Raw genomic sequence first — 21203 nt, forward strand, 5'->3', positions numbered from 1 at the left:
TGGGGCGCGCCCCCCCCCCCCCCCCCCCCGGGGGGCGGCGGGCCCGGCCGGGGTGTTTCCCCCCCGGCGCCCGGACCGCGCACACGCTCGCGTCCGAACCCGCGGGCTAGCGGGCCGCCGCGGGCGGCTCGCCCGACAGCAGGGCCGTACCGAGCGGGGTGAGGCTGTGGAGGACGGCGATGCCGATCCGGGTCGTGCGCACCAGCCCCGCGTCGCGCAGAACGCCGGCGTGCTGGCTGGCAGTCGCCAGCGAGACCCCGAGCCGCTCGGCGAGCGCGGTGGTCGTCGCCGGATCGCGCAGGGCCTGGAGAACGGCTGCCCGGGTCCGACCGAGCAGCGGTCCGAGGGCGGCCCCGGGTGGGGCGGCCGGGTCGGTGGAGGGCTCCTGCAGGTGCATCGGGTAGGCCAGCACGGTCGGTTCGCCGGGCTGGTACCTGATCATGGGGCCGGTCGCGAACCAGGACGGCATGAGCAGCAGGCCCCGGCCGCAGAGCGGGATGTCATACGTGTTCCGGGACGGCAGGTGGAGCACCGGGGGTTCCCAGCGCCAGGTGGGGCCGAGTGTGGTCAGCAGGGCGTCGACGCCGCCGCGCAGCAGCATCTCGGCCCGCAGGGCGCGGTCCGCCGCGCCGTCGGTGCGGACCCGCGGCCACAGGGGGGCGATCGAGGAGGCGAAGTAGCTCCGCAGGTCGGCCGTGAGGACACGCCGTGCGGATGCCGATCCGGCGGCGAGTTCGAGCGACCAGCGGCTGAGCGGCTCCTGCGCGCCGCCCCGGCCGCCGGGGTCCCGCGGGAGCCGCAGGTCCTCGGCGATGCGGGCGGCAGGGGTGCGCCCGGCCAGGTCGACGGCCGTGGCGAGGTCCCCGGCGGCGGGCTGGAGCAGGAAGTCGGGCACGTGGCCGTCACGGGGCACCAGGTCGAGCAGGACCCCCGCGCGGTCGGCGAAGCTGCCGTTCACCTGGCGGCGCCACCGCCCGGCGGCAGGATGCGCCCGGCCCGCTCCGGCGGTCGCGGTGCGCAGGCCGCGCACGCTGAGGACCGCCTCCCACAGGGCGTTGGGCGCCGGGGCGAGTGTGATCCGGCGCAGGTCGGCGGCGTCGAAGTGTAAGCGGATCACGCCGACCGATTATGGGCCAGGCGAAGCCTTTCGCCTAGACGTGAAAGGCGATGCGGCCGCCGTACGGCCCCGGGCAGGCTCTCGGACGTCCCCGCGGTCGCGGAGGCGTCCACCACGCACCCCGGAGGTAGCCACGATGCCCGGCTCCACCCGACTTCCGCGGCTCGGCGCCGCGGCCCTGCTGGCCGGCCTTGCGGCCCTGCCCGTCGTCCCTGCGAGCGCGCACGAACTGCCGCGCACCTACGTCGTCGCCGAGGCTCCCGGGGTGCTGCCGGAGGGAATCGCGATCGACCGCGACGGCACGATGTACGTGTCCTCCGACGGCACCGGCGCGCTGTACCGGGGCGACGTCCGGTCCGCGCGCCTGCGGTCGTTTCGCGCTGACGGCCTGGCGAACCGCCCGAGCACGCTGGGGGTGCACACGGACGGCCGGGGGCGGGTGTACTCCGTGGGGGGAGGCGAACTGACCGTCCACGACCGCCGCGGCCGACTGCTCGCCACGCGCACCGCGCAGGGCGGTCCGCTCGGCGCGCCGGACCTGAACGACCTGGTGGTCACCGACGACGCCGTCTACGTCACGGACTGGGCCAACCCCGTGGTGTACCGGGCCGCCCTCCGCCACGGCAGGCCCGGGCCCCTGGAACCGTGGCTGGACATCCGCTCCGCCTTCCCGCAGTTCCCCGCGCAGTACTGGCTGCTCAACGGCATCGTCGCGGACCGGTCGGGCAGCACACTGCTGGTGGCGTCCAACGGGACCGAGGCGGTGTGGCGGGTGGACGTCGCCACCGGTGAGGTCGTCCAGCTCGATCTGGGCGGCGCGTCCTTCGGGGCCGATGGGATGCTGCTCCGCGGACGGACGCTCTACGCGGTGCTCAATTACGGCGCCCCGAACGGCGTCTACATCGCCGAACTCGACCAGGGGCTGCACAGGGGCACGGTGACGCACCGCATCACCGGCGAGCCATTCGACCTGCCCACCACCCTGGCCCGCCACGGCTGCCGGCTCTACGTCGTCAACAGCCAGAACGACGACCCGCCGGGACAGCCCCCGTACACCGTGAGCGCGGTCGACGACCCGGTGTGCGCGGAGGCGGTCCGGTAGCCGGCCCGTCAGCCCCTGAACTCATCCAGTTGATCACTCGCTGCGCCACAGCCTGATGAGCGGCAGCGGCCCGCACAAGGCGAGCGCCGCGCTCAACATGGGCGCTGGTGTCGCAACCACGCCCCCGGGTCGCCTACCGCCTTCACCGGCGCGGGGCCCTCCCTGTACGGCTACGGCTACGGCTACGGCTACGGCTACGGCTACGGCTACGGCTGCAACTGCAGCTGCGGGTGGCACGTCAATTTCGCAAATCAGCCGTGCCGGACACTCGACGGTGCGATCGGCGCCGCACTGGGGCAGGCTGAATGCATGCGGTCACCGTCCTGCTCGTCTCCCGGGCCGGGAGCGGGCGGCCATAGCGGGGTCCTCCTGACACTCACGCAGGCTGTGCCCTTCGTGATAGCGCTGGGCGTGCTGGGGATCGAACTGTCACCTGCGCATTTCTTGATGACCGGCCCCCTTCTCACCGCCGTGCCGGCGCTGGCAGCGCTGACGATGGGCCCGAAGGGCACCCTGTCGGCGGCGGCTGCCGCCTTGGTTGTCAACCTGACCACGGCCACCTACAACCATGCGTGGGGAACCCATCTGGTCTTCGGCAACCTCGTGGGTCTGCTGGTGGTGTCGGTGGCCAGTGTGATGCTGAGCAAGGCGGTGCGTGCGCGTCGCCGCAGCGAGCTCGATCAGGTTCGCCGTATCGCCGTGGCGGCACAGGACGTCATCCTGCGCCCTGTTCCGGAGCGGCTGGGTCCGGTACGGGCCGCCAGCTTGAGCCTCGCGGCGGGGACGGGAGCGCTGGTCGGCGGTGATCTGTACGAGGCGGTGCTGACACGCTACGGCGTCCGGCTGATCGTGGGAGACGTCCGCGGCAAGGGGCTGAACGCCATGCGGGCGGTCGCGGTGGCGCTGGGCGCCTTCCGGGAAGCCGTGCACTACGAGGACAACCTGGTGGAGGTCATGAACCACTGCGGGGCCGCGTTGCTGAGGGAGGCGGACGTGCCGGGGGCCTTCGGGCAGGAGGTCGCGCTCGAGGGATTCACCACCGCCCTGTTGGCCCAGGTGCCGGACACCCCGGGTGAACATGTGGTCGAGCTGATCAACCGTGGCCACCCGCCCGCGCTGCTGCTGCACCAAGGCCAGGTGCGGGCCCTGACGCCCTCCTGCCCTCTGCCGCCCTTCGGTCTGGAGGACCTCTGCACCGGACCTCCGCCCAAAGCCGAAAGCTATCCTTTCCTCCCCGGCGACCGGATGCTGCTCTACACCGACGGCGTCATCGAAGCCCGCAACCGCGACGACGAATTCTTCGCCCTGCCCGAAGCCATGGAAGCGCTGCAGGCCACCACCCCGAAGGAGTTCCTCGAACAACTGCACCAGCAACTGCTCCGCCACACCGAGCGCCACTTGAGCGACGACGTGGCAGTGATCCTCGTCGACCTCCCCGACGGCGACTCCGGCGATCCCGCCCGCCGGAGAGGAACGGGCTGACCCCTGGGTTTCAGTCCTCAGGGGCCTCGGCGCCGTGATCTCGGGCCGGCCGACTACGCGCTCGGCTTGGTGTAGTCGAGCTCGAACGCCGAGCGGTGTTCATTGACGAACTCCTCGACCGTCGTGAGCGGCTGCCCGTTGATGCGCGGGGCCGTATCACTGACGCCCGCCAGGCGGCCCTCCCGCTGGTCGAGGGTCACAGCCTCGAAGTGCTTGAGCTTCGCCATGTCCTGCCCGACACCGAGCAGCTCCAGGAAGGTGGCCACGGTGACCTGCTCGTACGGAAGGTCCTTGCCCAGCACCCGGCTGACCTCGGCCGCGAGCTCTTCGTGGCTGTATTCCACAGGGCCGGTGAGCGCGTAGATCTGCCCACCGTGCTCTTCGGGCGAGGCGAAGATGTTGGCAGCGGTCAGCGCGATGTCGCGGCCGGCGATCGGGGCGAAGCGGCTCTCCTTGTCGAACGGCATCGCGTAGCGGCCGTAGCGGATCAGCCCGGAGACGTAGAGCAGCCACTGCATGAAGAACGTGACCCTCAGGTGAGTGGTGGGGACTCCCGACCAGTCGAAGATCTGCTCGGAGAGCCAGTGGTTCTGCGTGGCCTTGCTGCGCGCGTGGGGCCGGGACTGGAAGTGCGACATGTTCACGATCAGCTCGAGGTCCTCCTCCTTGGCGGCCTGGGCGAACATCACGGCGGCCTCCACCAGTCCCTCACCGACCGGGTAGTTGAAGTAGGCGCGCTGGACGCCCTCCATGGCCTTGCGAACGTCGCGGAGGTTGAGCAGGTCTCCGAATACGACGTCGGCGCCCTTGTCGCGCAGTCGCTGTGCCCGCTCGTCGTCCGTGCGGACCATGGCGCGCACGTGGAAGCCCGCCGTGAGCAGGTAGTCGACCATCGGTCGGCCGGTCTCGCCGTTGGCTGTCGTGATCAAAATCGTGGTCATCGAACTTTCTCCATTGCTTCGCCGGTGTGGCCGGTGCACGGGGCCCGGGCTTGGTCCGACACGGGTCAGCAGGGCCCTGCAGAAGGGCGGCGGTAGCGAGCACACGCTCCGCCCGTGCGGGCTCGGAATCTCTGACATCACCCGCGCGAGGCCGGTCGTCGGTCGTACGGAGACCGGTCACGTACCGAGGAAGCGGCCTCCACGGGTGGATGTCACCGCCTGCGGCCGGGCCTCGCAAAAATAGATTACATATGCCATCCAAAAAGGGCAAGGGCCACCACCTCCGGCGGGCGGCGCATGATCAGTCGCGCGCCGACAGGGCCTCACGTGCGGCGTGGAGGAGCTTGTCGGACAGCGGGGAGCCGTGGGTGGCCCGGGCCAGGAGCAGCGCCCCCACCATGGTGGACAGACGGACCAGGCCATCGTCCTCACTGTCGACGGCGAGCCACTCCGCGAAGTCACGCACCCCGTCGTCGTACACCCGATGCGCCGCCGAGTCGCCCGCGTCACGGGCCATGTCGACGGCGAGTCCGGCGGAGGCGCAGCCGTCGGCGGGGTCGTCACGATGCCCAGCCGACAGGTACCAGTCGATCAGTGCCCGGCGTGCGGCGTCGCGCTGCCCATCGTGCTCATCGTCCGCCTGCGTGCGGCGCCCCTCCAGGTCGGCAAAGGCCCGGGCGGTGGCCTCACCGACGAGCGCGTCCTTGGATGCGAACTGCTTGTAGAACCCGCCATGGGTCAATCCGGCCGCCTGCATCACGTCGGCGACGCTTATGCCGGTGCCCTTCTCCCGGAACATCCGGGCAGCGGTGGCCACCACGCGTTGCCGGTTCTCCTGCGCCTGAGCCTGCGATACACGCCCCATCGGATACTCCTCGGACAATTAGATGTCGAGTGTAACCTATTTTAGGGTGCTCCGGCAGAAGCGGGCCCGGCATCGCACAGCCCGCCGCACGTCATGCCGCCGCCCCAGCACGGGATGTCGCGTGCCGCCGTCGGTGCCCCCGTCGTGCCGGGCGATCACGCGACGCCACTCACCAGTGAGCCCGCCCGAGCCTTGCGAGGATCCGGCGCCCGCGCCCGGCGTTTCGGGCGGAGGATCCCCGGCGGTGATGTGGGCCGGCAATTCCCGCGCTTCGCGGATGCGTGGATGGGTGGGATGGAGGAACCGGTTGATGTCCAGGACGGCGCCTGCAGGTCAGGGTCTACGGGTGCGGGGCGTCCGTCGGCCTGTCGGGGGCTGTGCCGGCTGACCCGGTGCGTGAGAGTGCGGCAAGGAGCTGCAGCTTCTCGTCGCTGTCGCTGTCCTTGTCGGGGTAGTAGACGACGAGGATGACATCGCCGATCGGGAGTTTGTCGCGGTGGAGGCGGAGTTCGCCGACGACGGGGTGGTTCACCGTGGTCGTGCCTCCGTCCAGGTTGCGGACGTCGTGGCGGGCCCAGAGGGTGCGGAACCGCTGACTGGACAGTGCGAGCTCGCCGACGAGCTCGACGAACCGGGGGTTGTCGGTGTCGTCACCGATGGTGGTGCGGAGGGCGGCGACGAAATCGGCGGTGGCATTCGTCCAGTCCTGCTGGAAGGCTCGTTCCTCGGGATCAAGGAGAAGCGAACGAAGCCGGTTCTGCCCGGGTTGCAGGCGGGGGGAGAGTGCGGCGGCCATCTCGTTGGAGGCCAGGACGTCGAACGCGCGCCCTTCGACGAACGCGGGGATCCGCAGGTGGGCGAGCAGCTCGTGCACCCGCGCCGGCACGTGCTCGGGCCGCCTGCGGCGCGGCGCCCTGGGGCGTGCCGCCGCGAGGCCGAGCAGGTACGTCCGCTCGATGTCGTCGAGCTGCAGGACGCGTGCCAGTGATTCGAGGACCTGCGACGAGGGGTTCTTGTCACGGCCCCGTTCCAGGCGCAGGTAGTAGTCGGGACTGATTCCGGCGAGCAGGGCGACTTCCTCACGGCGCAGGCCCGGTACCCGGCGGTTGCCGCCGGGCGGGAGCCCCGCCTGTGCCGGGGAGACCAGCTCGCGCCGGGCACGTAGGTAGCTGCCGAGCCGGTTGCCGGATTCCTCGTCCTTCATACCGACACCGTAGTGCGGTGCGTGCGTCTCGGAGGGGGCCCTGGCAGGACCAGGGAAGACGGGGGCACTGCCTCGCTCGGCGGATGCCGTCGAGACTTCGGTAGCGCTGTTTCGAAAGAGACAGCGGACATCGCTGTCTGCGCCGCGGCCCTGAGTTCCGTCGGCGCCCTGCACTGGAAGGGGAAGATCTCGTGGATCTCTCCAATCGCACCGTTCTCATCGTCGGCGGGACATCGGGAATCGGCCGGGAGCTGGCCCGCCGGTTCGCCGCGGCGGGCAGCACCGTGGCGGTGGGCGGCCGCAGCCCGGAGGCGCTCTCGGAACTCTCCGGGGAAGGCTTCGGCACGTTCGACATCGACGTCACCGACGGTTCCTCCATCGCGGCTGCCCGTGACGCCGTGCTGGCCCGATACCCCGAGCTGGACACCGTGGTGACGATGTCGGGCGTCATGCTCCTGGAGGATCTGCGCGACCCCGCGCACTTCGAGGCGACGGAGACGACGATCGACACCAACCTGCTCGGCACCATCCGTGTCATCGACGCCTTCACCCCGCACCTGGTCCGGCGCGGCGCCGGCACCTTCATCACGGTCACTTCCGGCATCGCCTTCCTGCCGTTCCCGCCCATGCCCAGCTACGCCGCGTCGAAGGCCGCGGTGCACGCCTATTCCGAGGCACTGCGCGCGCAGCTCGACGGCACAGGTGTCGGCGTCGTGGAGCTCGTTCCCCCGGCCGTCGCCACTGCGGGCCAGGAGAAGGTGAACCCGCACGCGCGGCCGCTCGACGACTTCGCCACCGAGGTCATGCAGCTGCTCTCCGAGGACCCCACCCCTCACGAAGTCCTCGTGAAGGGCGTTCTCATGCACCGCTGGGCCGAGCGGGACGGCACCTACGACGGCCTCGTCGCACAGCGCTCCCAGGCCCTGGCCATGTTCGCCGGCCGCGAGGACTGACGCCCTTCCTGCGATCTGTCGCCTTCATGACAGTCGCGCGGACAGGGCGCCGCAGGGTCAGGCTTCATCGAGGACATCCCGCACTGATCCGCTCCGCGCGCCCTCGGCAATCGGGACGGTGCTCCTATCCGCCGAGTGTCTTGACCAGAGCCTCCAGGCCGTCACGGTAGATGCCCGTGAAGAGGTCGACGACCTCCTCGTCCGTGGCTCCCCTCGGAACGAAGCGGCCGGACCACTGGACTTCGGCGGCGTTCTCGTTGCCGCTGATCTCGTAGACCCGCAGGGTCGACAGGTAGTCGACGACCGGGAAGGGCGCCTGCAGGATGTGGTAGCTGTAGTACCGCTGCTCCTCGTCGAACGCCATCAGGCGCTCCACGATGGGTTCACCCTCGGGGTTCTTCAGGTGCCGCACTCGGCCACCTTCCGAGAAGGTGCTTTCGGGGATGAACGGCAGCCAGTCGGGCAGCGATCCGAACCCGCCGATCAGTTCCCAAACGCGTGCGGGAGAGGCCGGGACGACCCTGCTCACCGATGTGGACGCCATGTCGCTCCTCCAGGACTGGTTGGACGGCTGTTGACGGCGATGCGACCTACGCCCCGCCCGGCAGCGGCGCCATGGGGCTGACCAGGCCGGAGGCGCGCAGATCGGTCCAGAACTCGGCCGGCACCTTCTCGTTGAGCGCGGCATGGTCTTCGATGGTGTGGGCGGGCTGGGTGGCGCCCGGGATCACCGCGTCGGCGACCGGGTGCGCCAGCGAGAAGTGCAGGGCAGCGGCCTTGATGGTCACGCCGTGCCTGTTGGTGAGTTCCTTCAGCCGCTCGACCTTTGCCACGATCTCGGGCGGGGCGGTGACGTACTCGAAGTGGGTGCCGCCGGCGAGGATGCCGGAGCTGTAGGGACCTCCTACGACCATGCCGACGCCTTGCTCCTCCGCCATGGGCAGCAGCCGCTGCAAGGCGTGCGCATGGTCGAGCAGGGAGTAGCGGCCGGCCAGCAGGAACCCATCCGGCTGTGGCTCTTCGAGCGCGAGAGTGATTTCGATGGGCTCGGTGCGGTTGACGCCTAATCCCCAAGCCTTGATGACACCCTCGTCACGCAATGTGGTGAGGACGCGGAAGGCGCCCGTGCGGGCCTCCTCGATTTTCTGCAGCCATACGTCGCCGTGGAAGTCCTGGGCGATGTCGTGCACCCAGACGATGTCCAGGCGGTCGGTTTGCAGGCGCTTCAAGCTGTCCTCGATCGAACGCTTCGTGGCGTCGGCCGTCCACACGTGAAGCATCTTGTTCGGACGCCCATAGGCAAAAAGATTGCCCTTCTCGCCAAGATCACGTGCGGAAGGGTCTTCCTTCTCGTCCAGGATGACACGGCCGACCTTTGTACTGAGCACATAATCGTCGCGCGGACGACCGGACAGTGCCTTCCCGAGACGTATCTCCGACAGTCCGGAACCGTAGAAGGGCGCGGTGTCGAAGTAGCGTGTCCCTTGTTCCCAGGCAGCGTCGACAGTTGCCATGGCCTCTTCCTCGGGAACCGAGCGGAACATGTTTCCGAGCGGCGCACTACCAAACCCTATGTGCGCCGGGAGGATCTGATCGAGTTTCACAGCATATCCTTCCTGGAGGATGCCGAAATGCGCCCCCGTTACCCATCCCGTCTTAGGGAATGCCCCCTGTCGAAATCCACACCATGAGGCCTATCTCAATCCAGCCGGGAAGGTCAGGGGCAGATCGTGGGCACCAAACCGCCGCCCACGCCTCGTGCCGCACCGGTAGTAGTCGAAGCCTGATCGGACGCGACGTACGTGACAAGGCGCGCTATCTCCGCAGGGCGTATCAGGTATGTGGGCGGGGAGGTTGAGGCCCGCCCCTCGGATGAGCCACTCATTCCGATCCGGAAGACCTTCGCGCCGGCGATCCAAGATCTCCCGGCTACCTGCCGCATACGGTGCTTGACTTATCGATCGTAGGTACGGATGCTCCAGAAGTGCATCTTGGCGGCTGGACTTTTTGAGCCCCTCTTTCTGCGTCCGACCAGGAGCCGACAGGAGACGGCGGTCGTACAGGGTGCGAAGGCGGTTTGCGTGAGGGGCGCGTGGTCCGCTTATGGGCTGAGGGGTGGAAGCCCCCGCAACCGGAAGGCTTGGGGCTATGCGCCTTCACCATGACGGAGAGTGGAGCACAATGCGGCGCTGCACACGATCTACCGGTCGTTCGGCGATGTGCGGACCACCGCTGAGGTAGTGAACCTCATCGGGCGGCGACCGGGCTGAGCGCTGGCGGAGCGACGTCTGGCGAGGCCGGCACACTGCTCAGCGTGACCTTCGCCTCCGCAGCCGCGCCATCCGGCCCTATAGCCGAAGAGACGGGCAGTACCGGCCGACCGCGGGCAGACCGCCACCGAACGCCCCACCGTCCGCAAGGCCTGGGTCGACGGCGGCTACCGTCGGCACCTCGCCGAACATGCCAGCACCCTCTGCACCGATGTGCGCACCACTCCGGGGCCCCCGCCTCCGGCTGCTCCCCCGCCCGGGTGACCACCGCGATCACCGTCGGCGCGACCACCCGCACCGACGCACGGCGCACACACGCGTCCCGCGCTCGCCAACCCGAGCGCGGGACGTACCCGTGAGCACCCCAGCAGGGCGAGAGCCCGCACCGCACAGACCGAACGTCCCCTCACCGGACGCCGGTCACCCCGGCGACCTCGCCACGCCACGACGGGGCCGCCGCTCCGGGTGGACAGACCCGCTGACGACACCTTGTCTCCCTCCTGACAGCTGTGGTTGAGTAACACGCGAAACAACTGAAACGATTCATTACCGGCTTGCGTGCGCGCCGTACGCCGAACCGTGTGTGATCGATGGGAGCAAGCGTGAGGAAGCGAAGAATCGCTGCCGGGCTGGTGCTGTCACTCGCGGCAGTGTGGGGGCTGGAAGCGGCGCCCGGCGCGGCGGGCGCGCCCGTCCCGGACCTCCAACAAGGCTCGGCCGCGGGCGGGTCGGCGCTCGCGGTGAGCGGGCTCGAGGTCGAGCACCAGGTCCAGCCCCTGGGTGTCGACGTCCCCCGGCCGAGGCTGAGCTGGCACGTGGCACCGGGCCATGGCACAGCCGGTCGAACCGCCGCCGGGCAAGTGGCCTACGAGGTCGAGGTGTCCACGTCCCGCGGCGGCCGGGCGGACGTCTGGGACAGCGGGCGCGTGCGCTCTTCCCAATCCTTCGATGTGGCGTACGACGGCCCCGCTCTCGCGTCGCGTTCGGGCTACTACTGGCGTGTACGGGTCTGGGACGGGTCCGGAAAGGCGTCGCCGTGGAGTGGTGAAGCGCGATTCGAGACGGCCTTCGTCAACCCCGGTGACTTCCGCGGGGCCTGGATCGGGGCCCACGAAAAGGCGCCCTCGCTGCGGCTCGACGACGCGAGCTGGATCTGGTACCCCGAGGGCGACCCGGCCGACTCGGCGCCCGCCGGGACGCGCTACATGCGCCGGAGCTTCGATGTGCCCGCTGACGCGCAGATCACCTCGGCGGAGCTGCAGCTCACCGCGGACGACCGCTTCTCGCTGTACGTCAACGGCACCGAGGTGGCGAGCTCTCCGCGCGTCGCCGACTCCTGGAGGACGGCGAGCGTCATCGACATCGCCCCCTACCTGCACGCGGGCACCAATGTGCTGGCGGTCGAGGCGACGAACACCAATCAGGGGCCGGCGGGCGTGCTCGGGAGCCTGCACTTGCAGGGGGCGGGATCGCCCGCCGACCTCGTCACCGACAGCGGCTGGAAGGCCTCGGCCACCGCGGGCGACGGGTGGGAGCAGCCCGGGTACGACGACGCGGCGTGGCCGAACGCGCGCGTGGCCGCACGCTACGGCTCGGGCCCCTGGGGCCGGTCGGTGTCGGCGCCGCCGCCGCCCGAGACGCTGCTGCGCGACGAGTTCACGGCGAAGAAGCACGTGGCGTCGGCGCGCGCCCACATCGCGGGCCTGGGCTACAACAAGCTCTACCTGAACGGCCGGCGCGTCGGCGACCGGGAACTCGAGCCCGGGTTCACGGTGTACGACAAGACCGTCCTGTACTCGACGTACGACGTCACCGACGCCCTGCGCACCGGTGGCAACGCCATCGGGGTCAGCCTCGGGCGCGGCTTCTACGCGATGACCGACCCCGACGAGTGGAAGGCGTCGTCCTGGTGGGGCGAGCCCAAGCTCAAGCTGGAGCTGGACATCACCTACACCGACGGCACGCACCAGCAGGTGGTCAGTGACGACTCCTGGAAGGTGTCCGACGGACCGACGACCACCCAGTCGCTCTGGTTCGGGGAGACCTACGACGCCCGCCTGGAGCAGTCGGGTTGGGACCGTCCGGGCTTCGACGACGGCACCTGGCGCCGTGCGCTGACGGTCGACGGCCCGAAGGGCACGCTCCGCTCGGAGAGCTTCCCGCCCGTCAAGGCGACCGACCACCTCAAGGCCGAGCACACCAGCGCCCCGGCCGACGGCACGCACGTCTACGACTACGGCAGCCCCACCGCCGGCTGGGCGCGCATCGGGGTCCAGGGACCTGCCGGGGCCACGGTCACCGTCACCTACGGCGAGAAGCTGCGCGCCGACGGCACCGTCGACAACACCGGCGCCTTCGGACTGGGCCTGCAGAAGTACTCGTACACCCTGAAGGGCGAAGGGGTGGAGTACTACCAGCCGAGCTACAGCTACGCCGGTTTCCGCTACGCGCAGGTCGTCGTCCCCCAGGGGGTCGCCCTCCGGTCGGTCGACGGGATGAGGGTCCACACGGCGGTGGCGTCCACCGGCGACTTCACCAGCTCCAGTGACCTGCTGAACCGCTACCAGGACGCGCAGGCCGACACGATCCTCAACAACCTGCACTCGATCCCGACCGACACGCCCATGTACGAGAAGCGGCCCTACACGGCCGACGGCTTCCTGTACGCCGACTCGGCGATCGCGAACTTCGACATGCAGAACTTCTACGACAGCTGGCTGCGCTCACACCGCGACGACCAGAACGAGGACGGGTCCATCGGGCCCACGGTGCCCACCACCGAGTCGGGCAAGCAGGTCAAGGATCCCATCTGGTCCGCCAGTTTCATCCTCGGTGCCTGGGACCTGTACTGGTACTACGGCGACACCAAGGCGGTCGCCGAGAACTACGACGGCATGAAGGCCTGGCTCGAGCACTACGAGCACGACATCGCCGGCACCGGCGGCATCTACACCGGCTTCAGCTACGGCGACTGGCTCTCCCCGGAAGGCGCCAACGCGCCGGAGGGCACCCGGCTGTCCGGAACCGCGTACATCTACCTCACCGCGACGCGGCTGGCGACGATGGCGAAGGCGCTGGGCCACGACGCGGACGCCCATCACTTCCGCGCCTTCGCCGCACAGGTCAAGGACACCTTCAACGCCACGTTCTACGACCAGGACAAGGAGGCCTACTACGACAACAAGGCCGCGGGCTACCGGCAGACGTCGAACCTGCTGCCGCTGAGCTTCGGCCTGGTGCCCGAGGAACACCGCCAAGCCGTGGTCGACAACCTCGTCGAGGACATCCACGCCCGCGGCGACCACCTGGACACCGGCGCGCTCGGCACCAAGGCGCTCCTTCCGGTCCTCACCGACGCCGGGCACGCCGACCTGGCCTACACGGTGGCCACCAACCCGACCTACCCCGGCTGGGGTTACTGGTTCGAGGGCCTGGGCGCCACGACCATGTGGGAGGAGTGGAACGCGAACTCGCGCTCGCACGACCACGCCTTCATGGGCACGGTGGACGACTGGCTCTACCAGGATGTCGCCGGCATCGAACCCGCCGCACCCGGCTACACGAAGGTGACGATCCGCCCCCACGCCGTGGGCGACCTGACACACGCCTCCGCCCACGTCGAGTCACCCCTCGGCCGGATCGCCTCGTCGTGGACCCGGACGCACGGACGCTTCACCCTGCGCGTCGACGTGCCGGTGGGGTCGACCGCCGAAGTCCTCGTACCGGTGAGCGGCCGGCAGACGGTGCACGCACCCGCGGCCGCGGCGGCCGGCGAACGCGGCGGCGGCTACACCCGCTTCACCGTCGGCCCGGGGAGCCACCAGTTCCGCGTCACGGGGTAGGTGTGTCGTCCCAAGTGGGCGGTGGTGCGCGCGCCCGATGATGGAGGAGGCGAGGGCCGTCCCGGTTCGGTGGGGATTGCGACATCCACCGCCGGCCGGCGCGGTTCTCGCCGCGCCCCGCGCTCGTAAATCCGAGCGCGGGGCGCACCCGTGAGCACGCGGCCGGCTGAGCGCCCACACCCCGCGAAGGCCTCAAGGCCGGCGGACTCGGGAGAGCAGGGTGGCGGAGAGCGGGAGTGCGGGATGTGCGGGGCGCGCTCAGGCGAAGTAGTGGCCGTCCTTCAGGTCGACGATCAGTCCGGGACGGGTCGGCTGCCACCCGAGCAGGTCGCGGGTGATCTGGGAGCGGGCCTCCGACCCTCAACGGGGCGCCGAGTTCGGGCTGTTCTTCGCGGTCTACGGGCGCGCTCTCCAGGCACCGGATCAGTTCGCGGACTTCCTGGAGCACGTCGTGACCGACTGGATGAACGCCCTACGCGACGCGCAGGGCGCGGACACCGACCCGGCGACGGCAACGCGCACGGCCACCCTGGTGATCGCCACGATCCGCGGTCTCCTGCTCGACCTCCTCGCCACCGGCGATCGAGACCGCGTCCACTACGCGGCCGAAAGCTTCCTCGCCACGCTCGAGCACAAGACGCGGCCACCTGCGGGCACTCGACCAAACTGAACCGTCGACCAGGCGACGGTGGCACATCCGCGGCCCCTGCACGGTGACCACCGGGCGGTTCATCGCCTGCGGCGGGCGCCGAGTGCCCCGCGGGAGCCCTGCACCAACCCATGACCCGATCTCAAGGTCTCCCGTTCGGGTGATCTCTGCACGGACCGTGGCGACGTGGACAGGAACGGTTGCTCGACTCGGGGCCGACAAGGACTCGGTGCGGCCGGACGCGGCGTCAGACGTTGGCGTAGCCGGGGATGCCAGCTTTGATGCGCTCAAGTTCGCGCACGTCGGAGACGCCCTGGAAGTCGTGGCGAGGGGTATAGGGGGCTTCCAGGCGGCGGGCTTCCTCGTCGGTGATGTCGAGGTCGAGGGACGCGACGGCGTCGTCGATCTGCTGGACGGTGCGGGCGCCCACGATGGGCGCCGCGACGACGGGGTTGCGGCGCAGCCAGGCGAGGGCGATCTGCGCGCGGGTGCTGCCTCGGGCGGCGGCGATGGCGCCGACCTCGTCGATGATCTGCCGGTCGCTGTCGGTGTTGTTGTAGAGCGTGTCGGCGTAGGCGCCGTCGGTCGCGGCGCGCTCGCCGGCGCCCGCCTGGTCGAAGGGGCGGGCGAGGCGGCCGCGGGCCAGGGGGCTCCAGATCATGGTGGCGACGCCCTCGTCGGCACAGAGCGGGAGCATTTCGCGTTCCTCCTCGCGGGCGAGCAGGTTGTAGTGGTCCTGCAGGGTGACGAACCGGGCCCAGCCGTGACGTTCCTGGAGGTGGAGGGCCTTCGCGAACTGCCAGGCGTGCATGGAGGACGCGCCGAGGTAGCGGGCCTTGCCGGACTTCACGACGTCGTGCAGCGCCTCCAGCGTCTCCTCCAGCGGCGTGTCGTTGTCGAAGCGGTGGATCATGAAGACGTCGACGTGGTCGGTGCCCAGGCGGCGGAGGCTGTGCTCGACCTCGCTCATGATCGCCTTGCGGGACAGACCACCGCCGTTGGGGCTGCCGGGGCGCATGACGTGGCGGACCTTGGTGGTGATGACGACGTCGTCGCGGTTCGCGTAGTCCCTCAGCGCGCGGCCGAGGATCTCCTCGCTGGAGCCGTAGGAGTAGAGGTTGGCGGTGTCGAAGAAGTTGATGCCCGCTTCCAGGGCGTGCTTGATCAGAGGCCGGCTGGCCTCTTCGTCCAGGGACCAGACGGGGTGGCCGCGGTCGGGTTCGCCGTAGGTCATGGCGCCGATGGCCACCGGGGAGACGTCCAGGCCGGTGCGGCCGAGCTTGATGTAGCGCACGAGGGGACTCCTACAATGGAGGACGACATTAAGCGGAGAGCTCTCCGCTTGACCTCGGCCACGTTAGCGGAGAGCTCTCCGTTTCGCAACGGACGGCCGTCCGCACGCCAGGAGGACCCATGCCCGACGCCGCACGGCAGCGCTCCGATGCGCTGAAGAACCGGGAAGCGATCCTCCAGGTCGCCCACGACGCGCTCACCGAATCCCCGGACGCCTCGCTCAACTCGATCGCCAAACGCGCGGGCGTCGGCGCCGGCACGCTCTACCGCCACTTCCCCACCCGGGAGGCGCTGATCCTGGAGGTCCACCGTCGCGACGTCGACCGCCTGGTGGACTCCGTGCCGGGCCTTCTCGCCACCCATGCCCCCCTGGACGCGCTGAGGCACTGGTTCACCACCCTCGCCGCCTACGTGCGCATCAAGCACGGTCTGGGAGAAGCACTGCACTCCGCCGCCGCGCAAGAGGTCGTCAGCGCCTCGTGGCCGCCTGTCACCACGGCCGTGGGCCGGCTCCTCGACGCATGCGAACACGCCGGCGAGGTACGCCCCGGCATCGACCCGGTCGACGTCATCATGCTCATGAGCTGCCTGTGGCGTACCCCCGACAATCCCGAAGGCGCCGCCCAGGCCGACCGCCTGCTGGAATTGGCGATCGACGGCTTCCGGCCGTAGAGCGGTTCCGTTCGCCAGGGGACGCGGTGGCGGGCGGGAGCAAGGCGGCCCCCGGAGCCGCCCGCGACCGGTCCTTCAGGCATGTCCCGGGCTCATGCCTGCATGCCGCCGTCAACCGGGAGCACGGCCCCGGTCACGTAGGAGGCGCGGTCGCTCAGGAGCCAGGCGGCGGCCTGGGCGATCTCGTCGGGGTCGGCCGCACGGCGCAGTGGGGTGCGCGCGTTGAGCTGGTCGACGACGCCGGGTGCGCGGTCGTTCCACTCACGGATCATCTCGGTCAGTGTGGTGCCGGGGGCGATGGCGTTGACGCGGATGCCCTCCGGGCCGTAGGTGACGGCGGCCGACTCGGTGAGGCTGTTGACCGCGCGCTTCATCGCACCGTAGGCGGACAGTGTGGGATTGCCCCTCAGGCTGCCGACGGACGAGTTGTTGACGATCGCACCCCTGCCGGCGGTGGCCCGGATGGCGGCGACCTCGGCGGACATGGCCAGCCACGGACCCTTGAGGTTCACGGCGTAGACATGGTCGAAATCCACCTCGGGCACTTGGTCCATCGGGGCCGGCGGCACGCTGGTCGCCGCGTTGTTGAAGGCGACGTCGAGCCGGCCGTACAGGTCGACCGCACGGTCGACGGCGGCACGGACACCGGCTCCGTCGGCCAGGTCGCACACCGCGTACCCGGCGGTGCCGCCGGCCGCCCGGATTTCCTCGGTCACCGCCTTGAGCTGGTCCTCCGTGCGGGCCGCGAGCAGCACCCGGGCGCCCTCCCGGGCGAACAGCCGCGCTGCGGCGGCGCCGATACCGCGACCGGCACCGGAGATGAAGGCGACTTTGCCGGCCAGCAGGCCCATGGCGGCGGGGGTGGAGGTGTCGGTGGTCTGTGCGTTGTTCATGGCATCGAGCCTGCGTCCGGCCGCGGAGCCGATCCAGGCACCGGCGGTACCTGGATCGGCTCCGGAGCACCGCGCACACTGGGGGACGTGGACAGACGAGAGCTCGCAGGCTTCCTGCGCGGCAGGCGTGAGCGCATCACCCCTGCCGACGTGGGTCTGCCCGCCGGGCCGCGCCGCCGCACCCCGGGGCTGCGCCGCGAGGAAGTGGCGCAGCTGGCGTTCATCTCGACCGAGTACTACACCCGGCTGGAGCAGGCCCGCGGCCCGCGCCCGTCGCGCGAGGTGCTCGCCGGTCTGGCCCGGGCCCTGCGCCTGTCGGACGCCGAACACGACCACCTGCACCACCTCGCCGGCGCCCCGCCCGGCCCGCCGGCCGGGCCCCCGCGTGAAGTACGGCAGAGCATCCTCGACCTACTGCGGCGGCTGCCGCACGCCGCGGCGATCGTGCTGTCCGCGACATACGAGGTGATCGCCTGGAACGACCTGGCGGCAGCCCTGCTGGAGGACTTCTCGGCTCTGTCCCGGCCCGAGCGCAACCTGGTCCGCCGCGCCTTTCTCGCACCGCGATCGCGTGAGGGGCTGCTGTACGACCGATCCGAGGCAGAGGCGTTCGCCCACGCCGCGGCCCGGCACCTGCGTGCCGCCGCCGCCCGCTACCCCGACGATCCCGAGGTGGCCACCCTGGTGGACGACCTCCTCGCCGGCAGCGCGGAGTTCGCCCGGCTGTGGGCCGCCCACGACGTGCGCGCCGAGCCCACCCTGCGCAAGACCGTCCACCACCCGCTGATCGGCCGCATCACCGTGAACTGCGATGTCCTCGACATCACCGACCGCGACCAGCAAGTCGTGATCTACACGGCAGACCCTGGCTCTCCCGCGGAGGAGGCGCTACGGCTGCTGTCGGTGATCGGCACGCAACGTATGGACGTGTCCGGCTGAGCCGCTAGCCGAGGGCGATACCACCGTTGACCTTGATGCGTTCGCCGGTGATGAAGCCGGCGTCCGGCGATACGAGGAAGGCCACGGCGGCGACGTCTTCCGGTCGGCCCATGCGTCCCAGGGGCACTTCGGCGGCGTATGCGGCCAGGGAATCGGGGTCGGCTCCGGCGTGCCGTTCGACCCGGATCCAACCCGGGGCGACGGTGTTCACGGTGATCCCGAACGGGCCGAGTGCCTGGGCCCAGGACTTGGTCAGGCTGTGCTGGGCAGCCTTGGCGGCCACGTAGGCCGACATCTCGGGCACAGCGCGCTCCAGCACATCCGAACCGATCTGGATGATCCGGCCGCCACCGCGCTCGCGCATGGCCGGCAGCACCGCCTGCATCAGCAGTGTGGGGCTCTTGACGAAGAACACGAGTTGGGCGAGATGGTCCTGCCAGGTCACCGCTGCCGGATCCACGTCGGGCTGCGGGCCGGTTGCGTTGACGACGAGAGTGGCGACCGGGCCGAGGCGGGTCGTCACGTCCGCCACGAGGTGGGTGACGGCGGCCTCGTCGGTCACGTCTGCGGCGAAGGCCTCGGCGGTGCCGCCCGCGGCGCGTACGTCCGTCACCACCCGGCGAGCAGCTTCGGCCGCCGACCGGTAGACAACGGCGACCGGGTGTCCGTCGGCCCCGAGACGTCGGGCGATCACGGCGCCGAGGCCACGCGAGGCCCCGGTGACCAGCGCGGTGCCGGTGACGGCTACACCCTCGGACATGGATGCAGCGTACATGGAGGGATGAGCGTGACCGGCTCGCCCGGGCACGACGTGACACGGCAGACTGTGAGCATCACAACAGTGTCATGGAGGAACCGCATCAAGAGTGGGCAGCCCTCCCCCGAAACGACGCCGGTAGCGCGCCCATACGCCCGCCTACCTGGTGCGATGCCTACGCCTACCCGCGCAAACGGTCGCCCATCGCGATGATCGGACAGTGTGATACGTTCATCCGGCATTGAGTTCAGAGGGTGGTCCGACCTGGATCCTGCGGCACGCAGGACCACACCGCTCAGCGCGTGTCCCACTGGGCCTGCCATCAGCCGTGGTGATGCGAACTTGGAGGCGACTCATGCATGCGGGTCATGACGCGGATTCCCTCGAGCAGACCGCGAGGGATTTCATGGCGGCGCGTCCCCGACTCTTCGGTATCGCCTACCGCGTGCTGGGCAGCGCCGCGGAGGCCGAGGACATCGTCCAAGATGCGTGGCTGCGGTGGCAGACCGTCGACCGTGCCGACGTCCAGGATCCGGCGGCGTTCCTTGCCACGATCACCAGCCGTCTCGCGATCAACTGCGCCAAGTCGGCCAGGATGCGGCGCGAGTCGTACGTCGGGCCCTGGCTTCCGGAGCCGGTCGACACCAGCGCGGATCCGCACTTGGGAGCGGAACGGGCCGAGGCACTCGACATGGCGGTTCTCTTCCTGCTGGAGAAGCTGAACCCCGTGGAGCGGGCCGCCTACGTTCTGAGGGAAGCCTTCGACTATCCGTACATGCAGGTCGCGGACATCCTGGAGACCAGCGAAGCCAATACGCGCCAGTTGGTGAGCCGTGCCCGGAAGCATCTGGCGGCGGAACGCAGGGAGCCGGCCAGTTCCGCCGCACACCGGCGTCTGCTGAAGGCGTTCGTATCGGCGGCGCGAACCGGTGATCTGGCGGCGCTCGAGGAACTTCTCGCCGCGGACGTCGTCAGCTACGCCGACGGTGCGGGCATGCGCGGCGCATCCAGGATCCCGGTCGTCGGCCGAGCAGACGTCTCCAGGACCCTTGTCGCCTACTCCCCGCGCTTCTGGCCTGGGACGGAGATCCGCTGGGTGGAGGCCAACGGCAGGCCGGCTGCCCTTGTCTCGAACCGTGGTGACGCGGTGGCGCTCGTGACCGCCGATGTGTCGGAGCGAGGCATCGAACGCATCATGTGGGTGGTGAGCCCCGCCAAACTGGCCCCCTACGTGGCATCACTGGCCCCCACCCACCGGTAGCGGCGGGTGTTCACCACCTCCATCCCGCACACGATCAGCCCATCATCTTGCGGATCTCCGTCATGAGCGTGACCAGCGCGGTCCGTTCGGGCAGCGTGGTGTCCGGGTGCCAGAGGTCCACGAGGAGGCACGTCCGGGTCCGCGTTCCGTGGTTCCACGCCTCGTGCTCGAAGGAGTAGTCGAACAGGAGGCTCTTGCCCTCCTGCCACTGCCGTGTCTCGTCCGCGACACGTATGCCCGCGCCTTCCGGGATGTCGACGGCCAGGTGCAGGTTGATGCTGAAGTTCCACAGGTCGCAGTGGGGTGCGATGGAGGCGCCGGCGAGCAGCGTCGAGAAGTGCGACTCCAGAAGTGGGCAGATGATGCCCGGCTTCACGGCGTTCTCCTCGAGCACCCGGAACGCGGTCGGCGCTATCGGTGCGGACTCCTCCACGAGAGCGCCCTCACGGTAGAGGTACAGGGCCTGCCAGTTTCGCTGGCGGACCAGGTAGTGCTCGTAGTCGGAGAAGCTCTCCCGCTGACGTGCCCAGGCTTCCTCCTGCTCGGCCTTGATCTGCGCGTGGTTGCTCTCCAGCGCGCGGACCAGCGGGAGCAGTTCGGGGTGGGCGTACGGGTCGTGCCACGGGATCTGCGGGATGCCCGGCAGCACCCACTTCGCTGCCTGCTGGAGCGGGTGGCGCTGTTCGGTGAGGCCTCGTGGCTCCAGCATCTGCTCCACCCGGGCCAGTGAGTCGGCGCCGTGTTCCGCCTTGATGGCGGCGAAGTGCTCGTCGATCTCCGGTGTCACTGCTCTCTCCCTGGGGCTGTTCGTCACCGCGTTCGCCATGCGTGTCACCTCGCCTCGAGGTGCACACCATGCGGGAATCGTCGCGCTCGGGAAGCCGTGGGCAGGGGCGCACCGCAAGCCCCGGTACTTCCACGTCAGTTGATCGCGCGCTTGATGCACTCATCCTCTGCATGCGT

At 69.9% G+C, this 21203-nt stretch carries 19 protein-coding genes; 9 read left to right on the forward strand and 10 right to left on the reverse strand.

The window, feature by feature from the left end; translation table 11 throughout:
• Positions 1–106: 106 nt before the first annotated feature.
• Positions 107–1117: a winged helix-turn-helix domain-containing protein gene (locus ACFV3E_RS29560; protein ID WP_500537426.1), complete on the reverse strand. Its 1011-nt coding sequence runs from the start codon at positions 1115–1117 to the stop codon at positions 107–109.
• 136 nt (positions 1118–1253) lie between these two features.
• Here ACFV3E_RS29560 and ACFV3E_RS29565 point away from each other — a divergent pair, with 136 nt between their 5' ends.
• Together ACFV3E_RS29565 and ACFV3E_RS29570 are read left to right on the forward strand one after the other, a co-directional pair.
• Positions 1254–2219, forward strand: a complete 966-nt coding sequence (locus ACFV3E_RS29565; protein WP_500537427.1) for an SMP-30/gluconolactonase/LRE family protein — start codon at positions 1254–1256, stop codon at positions 2217–2219.
• Positions 2220–2606: 387 nt separating this feature from the next.
• Positions 2607–3701: a PP2C family protein-serine/threonine phosphatase gene (locus tag ACFV3E_RS29570; protein WP_500537428.1), complete on the forward strand. Its 1095-nt coding sequence runs from the start codon at positions 2607–2609 to the stop codon at positions 3699–3701.
• 53 nt (positions 3702–3754) lie between these two features.
• On the opposite strand, the gene ACFV3E_RS29575 is transcribed toward ACFV3E_RS29570, so the two are convergent.
• The 3 genes from ACFV3E_RS29575 to ACFV3E_RS29585 form a co-directional block, all read right to left on the reverse strand.
• Complete coding sequence (locus ACFV3E_RS29575) at positions 3755–4642, reverse strand: NmrA family NAD(P)-binding protein (protein WP_500537429.1); 888 nt, start codon at positions 4640–4642, stop codon at positions 3755–3757.
• Between the two features lie 301 nt (positions 4643–4943).
• Positions 4944–5507: a TetR/AcrR family transcriptional regulator gene (locus ACFV3E_RS29580; RefSeq protein WP_500537430.1), complete on the reverse strand. Its 564-nt coding sequence runs from the start codon at positions 5505–5507 to the stop codon at positions 4944–4946.
• Positions 5508–5847: 340 nt separating this feature from the next.
• Positions 5848–6711: a helix-turn-helix transcriptional regulator gene (locus ACFV3E_RS29585; protein WP_500537431.1), complete on the reverse strand. Its 864-nt coding sequence runs from the start codon at positions 6709–6711 to the stop codon at positions 5848–5850.
• A 191-nt stretch (positions 6712–6902) separates the two neighbouring features.
• Here ACFV3E_RS29585 and ACFV3E_RS29590 point away from each other — a divergent pair, with 191 nt between their 5' ends.
• A complete protein-coding gene (locus tag ACFV3E_RS29590) occupies positions 6903–7664 on the forward strand; it encodes an SDR family oxidoreductase (protein ID WP_500537432.1) in 762 nt (253 codons plus the stop codon).
• A 124-nt stretch (positions 7665–7788) separates the two neighbouring features.
• Here ACFV3E_RS29590 and ACFV3E_RS29595 read toward each other — a convergent pair whose 3' ends face one another.
• The gene (locus ACFV3E_RS29595; protein ID WP_500537530.1) at positions 7789–8151 is read right to left on the reverse strand and encodes an SRPBCC family protein; all 363 of its coding nucleotides are present in this window, start codon (positions 8149–8151) and stop codon (positions 7789–7791) included.
• On the opposite strand from ACFV3E_RS29595, the gene ACFV3E_RS29600 reads away from it, so the two are divergent.
• On the forward strand, positions 8108–8242 hold the full coding sequence (locus ACFV3E_RS29600) for a hypothetical protein (protein ID WP_500537533.1): 135 nt from the start codon (positions 8108–8110) through the stop codon (positions 8240–8242). The two genes, ACFV3E_RS29595 and ACFV3E_RS29600, sit on opposite strands and share 44 nt — an antisense overlap.
• A gap of 12 nt (positions 8243–8254) precedes the next feature.
• Here the strand turns inward: ACFV3E_RS29600 and ACFV3E_RS29605 are convergent, their stop codons facing one another.
• Positions 8255–9268 carry an aldo/keto reductase gene (locus tag ACFV3E_RS29605; RefSeq protein ID WP_500537433.1) on the reverse strand — a complete coding sequence of 338 codons (1014 nt, stop codon included), beginning with the start codon at positions 9266–9268 and terminating at the stop codon, positions 8255–8257.
• A 1268-nt stretch (positions 9269–10536) separates the two neighbouring features.
• Here ACFV3E_RS29605 and ACFV3E_RS29610 point away from each other — a divergent pair.
• Both ACFV3E_RS29610 and ACFV3E_RS29615 read left to right on the forward strand, forming a co-directional pair.
• On the forward strand, positions 10537–13776 hold the full coding sequence (locus ACFV3E_RS29610) for a family 78 glycoside hydrolase catalytic domain (protein WP_500537434.1): 3240 nt from the start codon (positions 10537–10539) through the stop codon (positions 13774–13776).
• A gap of 334 nt (positions 13777–14110) precedes the next feature.
• Complete coding sequence (locus tag ACFV3E_RS29615) at positions 14111–14446, forward strand: hypothetical protein (protein WP_500537435.1); 336 nt, start codon at positions 14111–14113, stop codon at positions 14444–14446.
• Between the two features lie 226 nt (positions 14447–14672).
• Here ACFV3E_RS29615 and ACFV3E_RS29620 read toward each other — a convergent pair whose 3' ends face one another.
• Positions 14673–15719 carry an aldo/keto reductase gene (locus ACFV3E_RS29620; protein ID WP_500537436.1) on the reverse strand — a complete coding sequence of 349 codons (1047 nt, stop codon included), beginning with the start codon at positions 15717–15719 and terminating at the stop codon, positions 14673–14675.
• A 119-nt stretch (positions 15720–15838) separates the two neighbouring features.
• Between ACFV3E_RS29620 and ACFV3E_RS29625 the strand changes: the two genes are divergently transcribed.
• Positions 15839–16390, forward strand: coding sequence for a TetR/AcrR family transcriptional regulator (locus ACFV3E_RS29625; RefSeq protein WP_500537437.1), 552 nt, complete (start codon positions 15839–15841; stop codon positions 16388–16390).
• 92 nt (positions 16391–16482) lie between these two features.
• On the opposite strand, the gene ACFV3E_RS29630 is transcribed toward ACFV3E_RS29625, so the two are convergent.
• Positions 16483–17283, reverse strand: a complete 801-nt coding sequence (locus ACFV3E_RS29630; protein WP_500537438.1) for an SDR family NAD(P)-dependent oxidoreductase — start codon at positions 17281–17283, stop codon at positions 16483–16485.
• An 87-nt stretch (positions 17284–17370) separates the two neighbouring features.
• Here ACFV3E_RS29630 and ACFV3E_RS29635 point away from each other — a divergent pair, with 87 nt between their 5' ends.
• On the forward strand, positions 17371–18222 hold the full coding sequence (locus tag ACFV3E_RS29635; RefSeq protein ID WP_500537439.1) for a helix-turn-helix transcriptional regulator: 852 nt from the start codon (positions 17371–17373) through the stop codon (positions 18220–18222).
• 4 nt (positions 18223–18226) lie between these two features.
• On the opposite strand, the gene ACFV3E_RS29640 is transcribed toward ACFV3E_RS29635, so the two are convergent.
• Positions 18227–18982 (reverse strand): SDR family NAD(P)-dependent oxidoreductase, encoded by a 756-nt coding sequence (locus ACFV3E_RS29640; RefSeq protein ID WP_500537440.1) that lies wholly within the window; start codon positions 18980–18982, stop codon positions 18227–18229.
• Between the two features lie 352 nt (positions 18983–19334).
• Here ACFV3E_RS29640 and ACFV3E_RS29645 point away from each other — a divergent pair, with 352 nt between their 5' ends.
• Positions 19335–20240 carry an RNA polymerase sigma-70 factor gene (locus ACFV3E_RS29645; protein WP_500537441.1) on the forward strand — a complete coding sequence of 302 codons (906 nt, stop codon included), beginning with the start codon at positions 19335–19337 and terminating at the stop codon, positions 20238–20240.
• A gap of 34 nt (positions 20241–20274) precedes the next feature.
• On the opposite strand, the gene ACFV3E_RS29650 is transcribed toward ACFV3E_RS29645, so the two are convergent.
• Entirely contained in the window at positions 20275–21027 is a 753-nt protein-coding gene (locus ACFV3E_RS29650; RefSeq protein ID WP_500537442.1) for an aspartyl/asparaginyl beta-hydroxylase domain-containing protein, read from the reverse strand.
• Positions 21028–21203: the final 176 nt, after the last annotated feature.

Origin of the sequence: Streptomyces sp. NPDC059718 (assembly GCF_042733315.1) — a bacterium.
Classification (GTDB): Bacteria; Actinomycetota; Actinomycetes; order Streptomycetales; family Streptomycetaceae; genus Actinacidiphila.

Coding starts and splice junctions, on each gene's coding strand:
- ACFV3E_RS29565 (WP_500537427.1), top strand. CDS start 1,254: ATGCCCGGCTCCACCCGACTTCCGCGGCTCGGCGCCGCGGCCCTGCTG.
- ACFV3E_RS29575 (WP_500537429.1), bottom strand. CDS start 4,642: ATGACCACGATTTTGATCACGACAGCCAACGGCGAGACCGGCCGACCG.
- ACFV3E_RS29580 (WP_500537430.1), bottom strand. CDS start 5,507: ATGGGGCGTGTATCGCAGGCTCAGGCGCAGGAGAACCGGCAACGCGTG.
- ACFV3E_RS29585 (WP_500537431.1), bottom strand. CDS start 6,711: ATGAAGGACGAGGAATCCGGCAACCGGCTCGGCAGCTACCTACGTGCC.
- ACFV3E_RS29600 (WP_500537533.1), top strand. CDS start 8,108: ATGAACGGCAGCCAGTCGGGCAGCGATCCGAACCCGCCGATCAGTTCC.
- ACFV3E_RS29625 (WP_500537437.1), top strand. CDS start 15,839: ATGCCCGACGCCGCACGGCAGCGCTCCGATGCGCTGAAGAACCGGGAA.
- ACFV3E_RS29630 (WP_500537438.1), bottom strand. CDS start 17,283: ATGAACAACGCACAGACCACCGACACCTCCACCCCCGCCGCCATGGGC.
- ACFV3E_RS29640 (WP_500537440.1), bottom strand. CDS start 18,982: ATGTCCGAGGGTGTAGCCGTCACCGGCACCGCGCTGGTCACCGGGGCC.
- ACFV3E_RS29645 (WP_500537441.1), top strand. CDS start 19,335: ATGCATGCGGGTCATGACGCGGATTCCCTCGAGCAGACCGCGAGGGAT.